The sequence below is a fragment of the Pectobacterium sp. IFB5596 genome, assembly GCF_021432585.1.
Lineage (GTDB): Bacteria > Pseudomonadota > Gammaproteobacteria > Enterobacterales > Enterobacteriaceae > Pectobacterium > Pectobacterium punjabense.
Map to the genome: position 1 here is coordinate 482,010 of NZ_LXFY01000012.1, position 14,097 is coordinate 496,106.

A 14,097-nucleotide genomic window follows, 5' to 3' on the forward strand; every position below is an offset into this window, starting at 1 on the left:
CAACGCAAATGCGTTAAGGTGTGTCGCCATTCATCAGTGCGCTAATTCTCTCTTTCAAGCCGCTATAGCGCTGCGTTGGCGTTTTCACCGCCCGACAGAGAATACGAACATCGGTATAGAGTGACAAACGCTGGCGCGCACGCGTGATGGCGGTATACACCAGCTCCCGCGTCAGCACGGGTAAGTAATGGTTAGGCAGCACCAGCGCAGTATGATCGAACTCAGATCCCTGCGATTTATGCACCGTCATCGCATAGGCCGTTTCATGTGGCGGCAGGCGACTTGGCGTAACATCCTTGGTTTCGCCATTCGGCAAGGGGAAAAATACGCGCAGTTCCCCATTTTCCCCCATCATAGCGATACCGATATCACCATTGAACAAACCCAATGCGGCATCATTACGTTCAATCATTACCGGTCGGCCAGGATACCAGCGATTAAGCGGATTACGACTGCGCTGAATCAGCCCAGACTGATGCAAAGCCTGCTCGATACGCTGATTCAGACCTGCTACACCAAACGGCCCTTCGCGCAACGCGCACAGCTGGCGATAGCGCTGGAAGGCAAGCAACACGACATCCGGTGTCGCTCCTGAAGCGATAAGCTGTAGATAATCACGATATCCTTCGACGCACTGTGCCAACATCGTCTGATACTCTTCGCCCTCGGCTAATGCGCTACAGGCTACATCGGCAAACTCACCGTTCAGCACCGCACGTACGCGAGCATCATCACCACCGTTCACCGCTAGCGCCAGTTGCCCAATACCAGAATTCAGATCGAAGCGGTAGCTCCGGCGTAACAGGCAGATGCTGTCACCGACCGTCGTCTGCCCTTCGGGACCACTGTCATCCAATATACAGCCTGTCAGGCGTTGCAACTGCTGCGCACGCGCACGACTATAGCCAGCCTCGGCGAAACGGCAGATGTCACCTAACACCGCCCCCGCTTCGACGGACGCGAGTTGATCGCGGTCACCCAGAAAGATAATTCTGGCCGGCACCGGAAGCGCGGCGATCACATTCGCCATCATCGGCAGATCAACCATTGACGCCTCATCCACAATCAGTACATCCAGATGCAGCGGATTTCCCTGATGGTGACGCAGGCGCTGGCTATCCGTCACCGCGCCTAAAAGCCGATGCAGTGTTGTCGCCTCTTGCGGAAACGCCTCTCGCTGCTGCTGATCTACCGCCAGACGGTGCAATGCCAGCCCCAGAGACTCCGTTAGCCGTGCAGCCGCTTTTCCGGTAGGCGCAGCCAACTGAATACGTAACGCATCTCCCGTATTCAGCTCAATCAGCGCCGCCAATAGCTTGGCAACCGTCGTGGTTTTCCCCGTTCCCGGACCACCAGAAATAATCGCAATACGGCGCGTCAAGGCAACAGCAGCGGCTACCTTCTGCCAGTCAATCTCTTCGCCCGAGTCAGGAAACAGCCGATCCAGAACAGAGCGGACCGCAGGTTCATCGACGGGTACCGCATCACGCTCGCTGGCAACAAACTGCGCTACATGCCCCTCACTCTGCCAACTACGCTGTAAATAAAGCTTTTCGCCTTGCAGCACCAGCGGCGTGGGTTTGCTACCGTCGCTAACGGCATTGGACGCCAGCAAACGCTGTTGCCAAGCAGCAACCGTGTTTAGCCCAATTCCTGCGAGCAACTGCTGCGCTAAGTCAGGATCGCGACCATCAAACAGCGTCTGTGCCTGCAAATTTTCCAGCGGTAAACACACGTGTCCCGCCCCCGAATGCGCACTCAGGCAGGCGGCAGCCAGCAGCAGGTCGGGCTGCGCCTCATCCGCCAACATTCTGGCAAACTGTATATCCAGCGGGCGCAGTAACCGCCGCGCCTGCGCCATTTCAAGTAAGGCAATCATGATGAAATTCCTGTGTCAGCATCATCAGGCGTCTTTCCCTCAAACTCATCACCTTTGAACAGCGCATCAAGCCCGAAAACAAATTCGGCGGAGGGGCGACAAGCAAAAATGCCATTACCAGGGTGAGATTCCTCTACGCCGCGTAAAAACAGATAAAACACGCCGCCAAAATGGCGCTCATAGTCATAATCTGCGATCCGGTGGCGTAGATAGCGGTGCAAAGCCAGCGTGTAGAGCTGGTATTGCAAGTCATAACGGTGCTCGGCCATCGACTGCGCCATCGCTGTCTGGGTATAGGCACTGGCATCAGGGCCGAGCCAGTTGGATTTATAGTCCAGCAGGTAATAGCGTCCTTCCCAGCGGAATACCAGATCGATAAACCCTTTCAGCATGCCTTTAACCTGCTGAAAAGACAGCGCGGGACAGCGTGCGGATAGCGGGTCGTAGCGCTTTGCCAACCGATCGAGCTGCGCCGCCTGTATCGGTGCCTTAATCGGGATATAGAACTGTAGTTCAGCCTGCTTATCCTGATTCTCCAGCGCCGATAGTGTCGTCCCTTGCCCGTCAAGCGGCGTGGTCAAAAGCGCATCCATCCACGTCTTCAACACCGGATGCCAGTGCGCTTCAAACCCCTGTAGCTGCAACTGCTCGGCCAGCCAGTCATCATCAACCGGTTGAGTAAAGTCCAGCGTTTCAAACAGGCTATGCAAAAACGTCCCCGGACTCGCGCCGCGCGGGAACGTATGCGGCGTCAACTGGGTTTCCCCCACTTCCTGACGTTCACCTATCGCTTCAATATCCAGACGTGGCACCAGATCCTGCGTGTTTGTGCTGCCATGTTGCTGAAGCCCCGAATAACTGGTCACTCGCCAACTGTCACGCAGTTGGCGTTCAATGTGTCGAGCCCGCAACGCTGTCAATTCCGGGCTATCAGGTAGCCAACGCAGCGCTTCCGTCGCCTGTAGCCGCGTCAACATGATGCCGTCCCCCTCCATCCCTTCCAGCTCGCTGACTAACGTGGCGGCCTCAGCTTCTTTACCCCGCTGGAGCAAGTAGCCCAGTGCGCTGTGGTGCATATCGCTGCTGCCATCTTTCTTACGCGACCGCTGAACGGGCGCAACACCAACGCTACAATGGTAAATAGAACGGGTTAATGCGACATACAACAGACGTAAATCTTCCGCCAACCGCTCTTCTTCCGCCAGCGTCTGGCTTTCCTCATTATTTTGCAAATCCAACACAGCCTGGTAGCTATCACGATCGTGATAAATCCCCTGATCCTGCACACGGAAATTACTGATGAAAGGCAGCCATACCAGCGGATATTCCAGTCCTTTCGATTTATGGATCGTCACGATTTGCACCAGATGGCGGTCGCTTTCCAGACGTAACTGCTGACTCTCTGCCTGCGGATTAGGCTGGACAATCTGTTGCGATAGCCAGCGCACCAGCGCATGCTCGCTATCAAGCGTTGCCGAGGCATCCTGCAATAATTCACCGATATGCAGAATATCGGTAATGCGGCGTTCGCCCTCTGTACTTGCCAGCAAATTCTCAGCCAGTTGATGCTGGCTCATCAACGCTCGCAACATCGGTAAAACGCCCCGCTGACGCCACAAAGCACGGTAGCCAGCAAACTCATCCACCAGCGCATCCCACGCTGATTCACTTTGCCCTAGCGCATCGACCTGCGCGGCATCCAACCCCATTAGAGCCGTCGCCATTGCGCTGCGTAAGGTGCGCTCCTGCTCCGGTGCCAACACCGCCTGTAACAACCACAAGAGATCGCTGGCTTCTGGCGTGCTAAACACGCTATCACGATTGGACAGGTAGACCGAGGGAATGGACAAACGGCTCAGCGCATCGCGAATCAGCGACGCTTCACGTCGACTACGCACCAGCACGCTCATGTCAGATGCTTTGACCAAACGCCGGGAATCGTCGGTTACCAACCAGGCTTCATTGCGCTGGCTGGCAACCAGCCAGTCACGAATCTGCGCCGCACACTGACGCGCCATCTGTTGCTGATAATCTCCCACGCCAATCGGTTCCGCGCCCGTTAGCCAGAATTGCAGTGCAGGCTGAGGCTGCCCGGCAACTTCAAACACCAAACCGCGCTTAGATTCAGCAGGGCTAACCGGCAGGAAAGGGATATTTTGAAAAATAAAAGGATGCTCGAGACGTTCGAACAAGCGATTCACGCCACGTACCATCTGATGAGACGAGCGCCAGTTCGTACCCAGCGTATAATGAGCAGCAACTTCTCCACGCGCGTGCATATAGGTAAAAATATCCGCACCGCGAAATGCATAAATAGCCTGCTTAGGATCGCCGATCAACAATAGTCCGCACTGCGGTTGCCCGACATAAAGCGTGCGGAAAATACGGTATTGTTGAGGATCGGTATCCTGAAACTCATCGATCATCGCCACCGGATAGCGTTCACGAATGGCGTCAGCAAGCCTTTCTCCTGCCGGCTGTTGCAATGCATCATCCAAACGGCTCAGCAGATCGTCAAACCCCAGCTCCGCACGCTGCCGTTTTTCTTCACGCACAGAATCTCGAATTGCCGACAGTGCACGTACAATGACCAAATCACGCAGCGACAGCGGTGCTGCAAGCAGTTGCTCCGTCGCTTCAAACACGGAATGAACCGGTGGATCACCTTTCTTCGTTTTCTCGATTAACGTTTGTTGGGCAAATCTCACCAGATCTTTCGGCAGTTGATAATCCAGCGTTAGCTGCTCCGCCCACAGCGTGACTTTCTGTAGCCAATTGGGGAGATGCTTACTGCTATAGCTGCGTTTATCCACACCAGATGCCACGATCAGCGCTTCCAGTTCCGCTGCTGACGCCAGCCAGTGCTGTTTATAAGAATCAATTGTCGCCACGATTCTCTCATGTCGACTCAGCAGCGTTTCTCCCTCTTCTGGCGGTAAGCGAAACACGGGGGCCTCGCCGTGCAGATAAGGAGCCAGGTCAGCCAGCAAATTCTCTGGCCCTTTCCACTCCAGGCCGACGATACGTGCGACCTCTACCGGCAACGGATAACAATAACGACGCCAAAAATCAGCGCAGGCCTGACGGCGCAGCGGTTGCTCATCCTCTATCAGCATCTGTTCAAACAGCACACCGGATTCAAATGCATTGGTGCTGAGCATGCGCTGGCAAAAGCCATGGATCGTGTAGATCGCTGCGTCGTCCATTTGTCGTTCGGCAGCCAACAACACATCGGCAGCCTCTCGATGATCCACAATCTCCGCCAGCAGTTGCGCTAGTGACGTATCCTTATGTTTTCCCGCCTCCTCACCTTGGGCGCTTTTACGCAGGCAGGCAATGCGCAACGCATGGATTCTTGCACGAATGCGCTCACGCAGCTCTTCGGTCGCGGCCTCCGTAAAGGTCACAACCAGAATCTCCTCGACCAGTAACGGGCGCGGATACGCGGCTTGCTTACCTAGCCCCAGCAACAGGCGCAGGTAAAGCGCAGCCAGCGTATAGGTTTTACCCGTTCCAGCCGACGCCTCAATCAACCGCTCCCCCAAGAGCGGCAACGTCATGACGTCTAATGATTGCGGCGCGATGTTTTTCATTCTGCTGAAACCTTATCGACAGCTTCCGATACCGCTGGCTGTGCGGCAGGAGCTGGAATCATCGCGGGGGCTTTCTCACGCGGTAACGTTTTCTGCAATGACGACGCATCCGCATAGGTATGCCACCCTTTCGGAGCAGCGTAATCGGCTTTACCATGATGGCTACCGGAAACCTGCGACAGTACCGCCAGCCCTTCAGGCTTCAGCGCCTGTTGGAAGAAATCCGCCAGTTGCTTCACCGTCAGCGGCTTGATTTGTTCGAGCAGTTTCTCACGCGAATCAAAAGCAAAGTTTTCACGATCCAGATCGCGGCGCAGTCGGCTGGCCTCTTCACCCAATGTTTGTGGGCGCTGGCTTAGTTCATTCATCACGCCTTGTTTATACTGCGTGAACTCTTCTTCACTCATGTCACGCAGTCTTTTTTGCGCTTTTAGGAAAAAGTCTTCATAACGCTGATACAAATAAGCAGGTTGTTTGCTATTGCTTTGCAGCAGGAAGCCGATACCCATCTGTCTGCCCACGGACGTCGGGAAAGCAAAGACTGCGTAGCCCAATTGCTCTTCCGTTCTTAGTTGGCTGTAGAACCAAGGCTGGACGATCTGTCCCAGAACTGAGCCATAGGCCATGCTCTGCGTTTCCGAGTAGCCAGTTGGTACATACACCGCTGCTAACGCAGAATCCGTGCTGCTGCCCGGACGCTGTAGATTGGCAAGCTGCGGCTTACTGACTTTAACATCATCACTGCGCGACAGATTTTCACCATCGGCCTTCAAATGCGCTTTCAGCGTTCTCGCCAGCTCGGTGACGCGTTCTGGAGCCAGATTGCCGACGACCAGCATTTCCGGCGTAGCTTTTTGCAGCAGATCGTTGCGGTAGTTAACCACATCCTGCAAGCGAATATCCTTCAGCAGCTTACGGCGTTCACCGCGCTCGAAATAAGGCAACTGCGATATCGCCTGAACCGGCTGTAGCGCTTGTTCAAAGGCTTTTGATTTCTCAACGGCATCCAACTGCTGCAAGTACCAGGATTTAGCCTGCTCCAACTGCGCTTCCGTGGAGGTAAAGGAGGCATAGCCATCTGCCAACGTCAGTAGCAACTGTGGCAAATGCTGGGTATAGCCATCTGCGCTAATCACCAGACCATCATTGCTGCGGGTGGAAAAACTGATGCCGCCAATCGATGCCTGATAACTCAGTTCATCCAACGCCAAACCGGCCAGGTAATCGTTTAACGCGAACAACACCTGATTACGTGCGGTACTGCGCGCTTCCTGATTACGCAGAAACAGCGTGATTTCTGCTTTCGGCTCATCGGCAAAATAGTGACTTGGCATATACAGCACGCGCAACCCCGGCTGATTCAGCAGGAGTGTCGGTTTAGTCATCGCCTTATCCGCGTTGATCAGGGAGAAATCATCTGGGATATAAGGGTTGATCGTCGGCAACGACAGCGACATTTTCTGCCCCAGCGCTTTCCATTTAGCAAAGGTAGCTGACGGGATTTTATCCATCTCGTATGGCGCATCGACAAAATAGGCCACTTTATTATGCGGTTCATTCGGGCTGATGACCCAAACGCGCGCATTCTGCGGCGTCATCTCGTCCAGTCGTGCAGCGATAGCCTTCGGATCGTAGCGATCCGCCACATATTGCGCATCCAGCGTATGCTCAACTGGCACGCGCAGCATGGTATCCACCAACCATTCGATGTAATCCATATCCCGACTGATGGACGGATAGCGGAAATCCAGATCCAGAACATGGGCGATCTCATCAAAATAGCGCTGCTGAATTCCCTCGGTACGGATTTGTTGCAGATAACGGAATATTGCAGCGATCACCTCGTCACGCTGCGCTAAGCCTTTATCCGTCAGCGAGGCAGAAATCGCAAACATGCCACCGTTGCGGTCGATTATCGGTGAAGAACCTGCGCCGATAGACTCAACCAGACCTTCTTTTTGCAACCAATCGGAAAGCGTATTCTGGCTACGGTTGCCAAGCAGATAACTGATATAGGTATCCGTCTTGCTACGGAATTCCTGGCTAATATCGCTGACGCGAAACTCAATACGCAGCTGTTTTCTCGGTTGAGCCGGAACATAGTGAATCATCACCCCACGCTGCTTTTCCGTCGTCACGGGAACGGTAACGGCTGGAACACTCGCGTTGTGATTGGCAATACGCCCGAATGTGTCGGTCGCCAGTTTCGCCAAATCAGGCAAAGGCTGATTGCTGTAAATAACCCCCTTCATCAGATTAGCTGAGTAGTATTTCTGGTAGAACTTCACCAGCTCATCATGCAGTTTGCTGCCGGGTTTATCGCTCAGGGTTTCAAGATTGCCCCCCGAGAAGCGCGCACTCGGGTGCGCCGGATTCAACGTTTCCGCTCCGACCTGTGCCATGCGGTGACCGTCACGCGAACGCGCCATCGTTAATTCCGCATTAACCGCATTACGCTCGCGATCGGCATTCACCGGATCGAGCAGCGGTTCTGCAATCGCATCAGCCATCCGATCCACAGCAGGCCGCAGCGCATCGTTTTCCACTTCCAGATAAAATGCCGTGCGGTAAGAGGCCGTGCTGGCGTTGTGACTACCGCCATGCTTTTTCAAAAACTCGGAGAGAGCCTCTGGCTCTGGATAACGTTTCGATCCCATCAGCACCATATGTTCGAGGTAGTGCGCTAAGCCCAGTTGATTATTGGGATCGTCCAACGAGCCAATAGGCAGTGCCAGTGATGCCAACGATTTGGGTGCCTGTGGATCGGAAACCAGCAGAACGGTCATGCCGTTATCCAGTTTGATCGCCTGATATTGCCGCGGATCTTTTTCGCTTTTTCGAATGGTCTGAGCCAGCGGCTGCCAGCCCGTTTCAGCCCAACTCGCCGGAAGCCAGAATGTGAATAAAAGAAACCACCCGGTAATCCAGACCCACTGTTTACGCATGCAATTCTCCAACCTCATATCCATCACTTTTTACGTTGCAGTGCGTTATCTTCTCGCACCTCGAAATCTCTTCCAAACCAGCCTATCAAGCCAGATTAGAGCGGAACGGTGGCAGTAGCCAGATTTGTGCCGCTTCAACCACTTCATTCATTCGTTTTTCATCCAATTCACGAACAATACGTTGTAGGTAATAATCTTCACCTTCGCCCCGCATTCCCATATTGCCCTGCCAGGCTTGCAGCAAACGGGCACGTGCTTTGTTCTGCACCTCTTCATCCGACCGTAGGCTATCGCTTTCACGATCATAGCATTCAGCTAACCACGCACTCCCTGCTTTATTGAGCAGTAATAGCGGCTTACTCATTCCCTGACGATAGCCATCCAACATGACGGCCAGCTGTTCTCTGGCCTGCGCTTCCGATAAGGCAGCAAAGCGCCACGCAGTGTCTTCACGCCCATACAGTCGACTTTCTCCCTGCCCGCCCGCCGCACAGTAAGCCAGATGTTCCAGCCACAGCGTAATACCATCTTTCATGGAAAGCGTACCTGGACGCCAGCGCAACAAACCATCCGGCTGCACCTGATTCAGCCAGCCGCTGATGCGTACACCGTCAAGGATAATGTCGACTTCCCGGCTCCCCGACAGCATTGGCGTTAACTCATCACGCACGCGAGCAGCCAGTTGTGCCATATCCTGCTGTTGTTCCTGCCAGTAAATTTCACCGAATGCGCCATAGGGTAGTTCACCCGCGGCTCTGGCACGACGATACAGTTTTTCCGTATCACCTTCATTAATCAAGGTATTAAGCAGCTCGCTATTCAATTGGTAGCGGTTAAGGCTATCAACCACAAAGGGCTCTTCATCCAACAGTTCGTCACTGTGCAGCATAAAACTCACACCAAGTCGCAGTTGAAAGAAGGCTCGAACAGGGTGACGATAGAAACGTTTCAGATCGTCCAAACTGACATGGTTATCGCCCGCTCTTTCAGAGAGCGCTTCGCGATCAAAATCAGGCTGAGCTTCTCCTTTTCGGTTCGCCGCCGCCAACCATTCTGCCGCAAAGCTCAACGGCTGCGGTGCCGACAGGAAATTATTCGCATCAAAAGGCATACGGGTATGTTCACGGCAGAGGTGCTTCACGACACGTTCTGCACTGCTATCGATATCCAATGCTTCATCACCCGGCAGGACATAACTCTGTGCAATATATTCCGTCAGTTCACTGACCAATACTGAAGGATAGCGGCGCGTATTATCCTGAATCGATCGCCCGATATAGCTGATATAAAGCTTGTTCTGCGCCGACAAGAGCGCCTCAAGAAACAGATAGCGATCGTCGTCACGTCGGCTACGATCACCACGTTTGATTTTTCGCCCCATCAGATCGAACCCAAGCGGCGGGAGCGTTCGTGGGTAAACGCCATCGTTCATGCCCAATAAACACACGACCTTAAACGGGATGGAACGCATCGGCATCAACGTACAGAAATTGATAGATCCGGCCAAAAAGCGCTGGCTAAGTCGCTCCTGATCGAGACGCCGTGACAGTTCATCACGCAATCGGGAAATCGACACTTGCTGCGGATAACGCGCCATCGTGCCCATGCTAATGACGTATTGCCACTGCTTTTCAACCAATGCCAGCGCCGCTTCGGTCTCGCTGTCAGCATCAAAGAAGGTTTCGATCAGCTCTCGACAAAGCGGTAACCAATCGACAAGTACGCGCGATTGAGACAGACGCTGGCGCCATTGATGGATCTGCATCAGCAGTTCAGCCAGTTGGCCGGCCAGCTCCGCAATCAGACCGCTAGACTCATCGTAAGGCAGTACCCCCTGCCAATCACCGACCTGACTGTCCATCGCATAGCCCAACAGCATTCTCGTCAGGCCAAAACGCCACGTATGCTGACCCGTTGGTGGCAGCATCAGATCGCGCACGTTGTCGTCATCCAATCCCCAACGGACGCCCGACTCCACCACCCACAGGCGCAAGCGCCGCAACCCTTCTTCCTGAATACCGAAACGAGCGGCCAGTGCGGGCACTTCAAGCAATGCCAGAACCTGCTCTGCCGTAAAACGGCTTGTGGGTAAATCCAGCAAGCTGATCACCGCTTGCAATGCGGGATGCGCATGTCGCGCGCGCTGATCAGAGATGGCAAAAGGCAGGTAGCGATTATCCGGCGCGTTGCCAAACACCGCCTGAATGAACGGCGTATAGCCATCAATGTCCGCCATCATCACAATGACATCACGCGGCATCAGCTCAGGATCGTCCGCCATCATAGCCAACAGCCGATCGTGAAGCACTTCAACCTCACGCTGCGGACTATGGCAGGTGTGAAAATCAACCGAACGATCGTCAAGCGCCAACCGACGCTTTTTCGTGCTGCTGTTTTGTGTTTCGTGACTAACGGCTACGACCGCGTGGTCTTCCAGTTCAAGAATATCGCGCTGCAACGTTTGCAGCAGATTTTTGCCATCCGACTCAACAAAGGCATCGATCTCCTGCACGTTATCCAGCTCAGCCAACAGATAAAGGTTATCGCGCCCCAGTTTGCCCCACGATGCCAGCAACGGGTTATTAATCGACTGTTTACCGTCGTCATTGAACAGTGCTTCTGCCTGTGAGAGATCGCGAAATAGTGGACGAGTTTCATCCGTCTGCTCGCCGTCAAAGCGATGTAAGCGCCGGTTGCGGGCTTTTAGCTTCGCCAGAAATTTATAATCCTGAATGTCACTCCAATAATGGCGGCAGGGATTGGTAAACAATAGGTGCACATCAATGTGTCGTGCCAGCGCGTTCAACGCCTGTAGATAGATAGGGGGGAGCGCTGAAATACCGCAGATAAAAACGCGTGGCGGCAGGCCCTTCGGACACACTTTTGCCCGATCTAACGCGTTGATAAAGCGTTGGTACAGAATCGCATGGTGCCATTCAGGCTGCGCTAACTCACGTGTGTAGTCCACCAGCGCACGCCACAGCGCCGACTGCCAAAGTTGGTTACCACCGAGATCGTCAACCTGTTTCCCCTCTTGCCATGCTTTGATCCACTCAGGGCGATAAATCAGGTATTGATCGAAAAGGTCCGCCACGCGCCCGGCCAGTTGATGCAGCTTGCGCTGGTTATCATCATCCTGCAAATAGTGATTAAGCGCCGCAAAATCAGGCTGTGCCAGTAAATCAGGCAGCAAATGCATGAGCTTCCACGTCATCGCATCCTTGCTGAAGGCACTTTCTTTTGGAATATCTGACAGCACATGGCGACACATATTCCACAAGAAAACACCGGGCAATGGGAATTGGATATTGGCAGCAATACCAAAATCCCCAGCCAGTTCAATTTGCAGCCACTGCGCCATCCCTGGGCTTTGCACCAAAATCACTTCCTGTTGGAAAGGGTCCGCAAGCGGCTGACGTTTTATCAGCTCAACCATCAGTTCTTTCAAGATATCCAACTGGTTGGAGTGATAGATTCTAAACATTCTGGCTCCTGCTCGCCGCGACTTACGATTTATAATTCATAGTTTACTCACACGCACCGACTAAACGGGCGATAGCGGGCAAAACCAACGGTTCAGTGTAGCCTGATAGCGACGTGGCGTCATGACCCTTACGGTTACCTGGCGGCACTCACCGTACTGTAACTGCTCTGACAGACTAAATTGCCAGTTTTTACTTGAGAAAGACGTAGTATTACCTGGATCGGATGGATGATACGGCACGCCCGCTTCATAAGCCTCCAGTTGCTGCATCGCAAACCGCCAGGCCTGACGCTGCTGCCACTGATACTGAAATGACTGCTGCAAGATCTGGTGATATTGCAATAATCCCATCAGCGAAACGGCAAACAGCAGCGCCGCCACAAGCGTCTCCGGCAGGCTAAAACCGGCTTGATGATTCACGAATCTGTTGTTAACTGCGCTATTCCGTTGCATCACAGCGTGTCACCTCCTTATCAGGGCAAAAGTCCAGCCAGCCGTTACCCCATGGTTGAATCGCAATCTTACCCGACGACAGTGCCGAGAATGACACACGTTGGTATAACCTCAACGGCCGTGCCAAAGTGGGGAATGTCCCTTCACCACGCAATAACCCTTGCGCCCCATCAGAGGCCATACGCAAGCACACCACAAGTTGCTCTGCCGATAATTGCTGACACTGCCAGCTTTCCGTTATCGTATTCCAATGCTGCCCTCTTCCCCAGTTCAACGAAGACAATGCCTGATTGAAGGCTCGCAGATAATGTCTCTCATCGTTTCCCGTTTGAATGGCTGCATCGAGCTGACGTTGCAAACCGGACATCAACAGCAGGCCAATAATAGCGATCAACATCACCATAGCCAGTGTACCGCTTCCCTTTTGCGATCCTTTCTTCATTGGTTACGCCTCAGTATCAGGCGGGTAATATGTTGTCGAACAGCAGGACGCTTGATCCAATAACCGGCCAGTTGCAGTTCATACAACGCCACTCCGTTTTGTGCAGCCAGACGCCGTAGCTGGAACACCGTCAGCGCCACCTCCTGCGGATCAAACAGCTTCTCCCACCTGTCTCCCTGACAGTTATGCGCACCACTCTGAATCTCCAGTGACCGACTACGCAGGCGATAGCCAAAAGATTCCGCATCCTGTTGTTCCCCGCCATCCCAAGCCCCATTCCGATTCAGGTCGTAAGAGATATTCAGACAGCTGTTTTCCACCTCCCCTGGGTAATTCCCAATGCTTATCGCTTTTCCTTGGCACGAACCCGCACAAAAACCTGCCCGACGGATGTCTTTCTCAATTCCCATCGCCACCTGACTGAACAACTGCTCCAGCCGAAAACGCTGTGCGCTATCCTGACTTTGGCTACGCAGCAGCGGGTACAACTGTGCTGCCGATAGCATAATCAGACTACCTAAGCTCAGCGCTAATAGGACTTCCGGCAGTGTGAAACCGCGCTGCTCACACCTTCTCCCAGTAGGCTTCAACGCTGCTTCCCTTAACACGATCTGTTGCAACATGATCTGTTTCAACATAAGGGAATCGCCAAGACAGCTTGCGACTCGCTGCACAGGCGCATGCGTCCCCTCACCGAAATAACAAGACGTAGTCGCCCTGCCGCGTTCGACAACGAAATGTGCCCAGCCTGTGCGGAGTTACGCAAGCCAAAGAACGTAAAAACATGGCTTGTGAACGTTGCCAACACCACATCCTGTGAACGACGAACAAACTGCCTAGGGTGGTTCTCGTGGCACACATCCTCAACCTGTTTTTCACTCTGACCAATCACGATGCACCACAGCCCCCCCTGCTGTTGAAGCTTCACCGTCTGGGTTTCGTTATGCCAATAGGCATTCGCCTGAACCCGACTCAAGAAGTCCAGTAACTGCTGCGCACTCTGCTCCAGACGGATTGCCTGCTGATACTGAACCCAGCCATGCAGGCCACCGCCCGCCATCAGCGCCACAATCGTCAGCACCACCAATAATTCGAGCAAGGTAAATCCCCGCGGTTGTCTATTCCCTGTTTTCATGGCGTCAGGATAGTGAACCCTTTCAATAAAAACAGTGTGTTAACGGCGTTACTCGCGGCAGTTCGCAATGTTTTATTGCAACGATGTAACAACAGAAAAAACGTGCGGGGAGGTAGGGAAAGTACAATGAAAAAACGGCGTCTGCTTGTATGGAAGACGCCGTCTG

General features: G+C 53.6%; 8 protein-coding genes. All 8 read right to left on the minus strand.

Annotated features, from left to right (window positions below; all coding sequences use genetic code 11):
* Window positions 1-13: 13 nt before the first annotated feature.
* Window positions 14-1,879 carry an exodeoxyribonuclease V subunit alpha gene (gene recD / locus A6301_RS11875; protein WP_107168120.1) on the minus strand — a complete coding sequence of 622 codons (1,866 nt, stop codon included), beginning with the start codon at window positions 1,877-1,879 and terminating at the stop codon, window positions 14-16.
* Window positions 1,876-5,472 (minus strand): exodeoxyribonuclease V subunit beta, encoded by a 3,597-nt coding sequence (gene recB, locus A6301_RS11880; protein WP_234257838.1) that lies wholly within the window; start codon window positions 5,470-5,472, stop codon window positions 1,876-1,878. Before recB ends, recD begins: the two co-directional genes overlap by 4 nt.
* On the minus strand, window positions 5,469-8,417 hold the full coding sequence (ptrA, locus tag A6301_RS11885) for a pitrilysin (RefSeq protein WP_215482742.1): 2,949 nt from the start codon (window positions 8,415-8,417) through the stop codon (window positions 5,469-5,471). Before ptrA ends, recB begins: the two co-directional genes overlap by 4 nt.
* Window positions 8,418-8,502: 85 nt before the next feature.
* Window positions 8,503-11,901: an exodeoxyribonuclease V subunit gamma gene (recC, locus tag A6301_RS11890; protein WP_234257839.1), complete on the minus strand. Its 3,399-nt coding sequence runs from the start codon at window positions 11,899-11,901 to the stop codon at window positions 8,503-8,505.
* 60 nt (window positions 11,902-11,961) lie between these two features.
* Window positions 11,962-12,354, minus strand: a complete 393-nt coding sequence (locus tag A6301_RS11895; RefSeq protein WP_234257898.1) for a prepilin-type N-terminal cleavage/methylation domain-containing protein — start codon at window positions 12,352-12,354, stop codon at window positions 11,962-11,964.
* Window positions 12,341-12,796, minus strand: a complete 456-nt coding sequence (locus A6301_RS11900) for a YgdB family protein (protein WP_234257840.1) — start codon at window positions 12,794-12,796, stop codon at window positions 12,341-12,343. Before A6301_RS11900 ends, A6301_RS11895 begins: the two co-directional genes overlap by 14 nt.
* A complete protein-coding gene (locus tag A6301_RS11905) occupies window positions 12,793-13,419 on the minus strand; it encodes a prepilin peptidase-dependent protein (RefSeq protein WP_234257899.1) in 627 nt (208 codons plus the stop codon). The genes A6301_RS11900 and A6301_RS11905 overlap by 4 nt, the downstream gene beginning before the upstream one ends.
* 8 nt (window positions 13,420-13,427) lie before the next feature.
* On the minus strand, window positions 13,428-13,931 hold the full coding sequence (locus A6301_RS11910) for a prepilin peptidase-dependent protein (protein WP_234257841.1): 504 nt from the start codon (window positions 13,929-13,931) through the stop codon (window positions 13,428-13,430).
* Window positions 13,932-14,097: the final 166 nt, after the last annotated feature.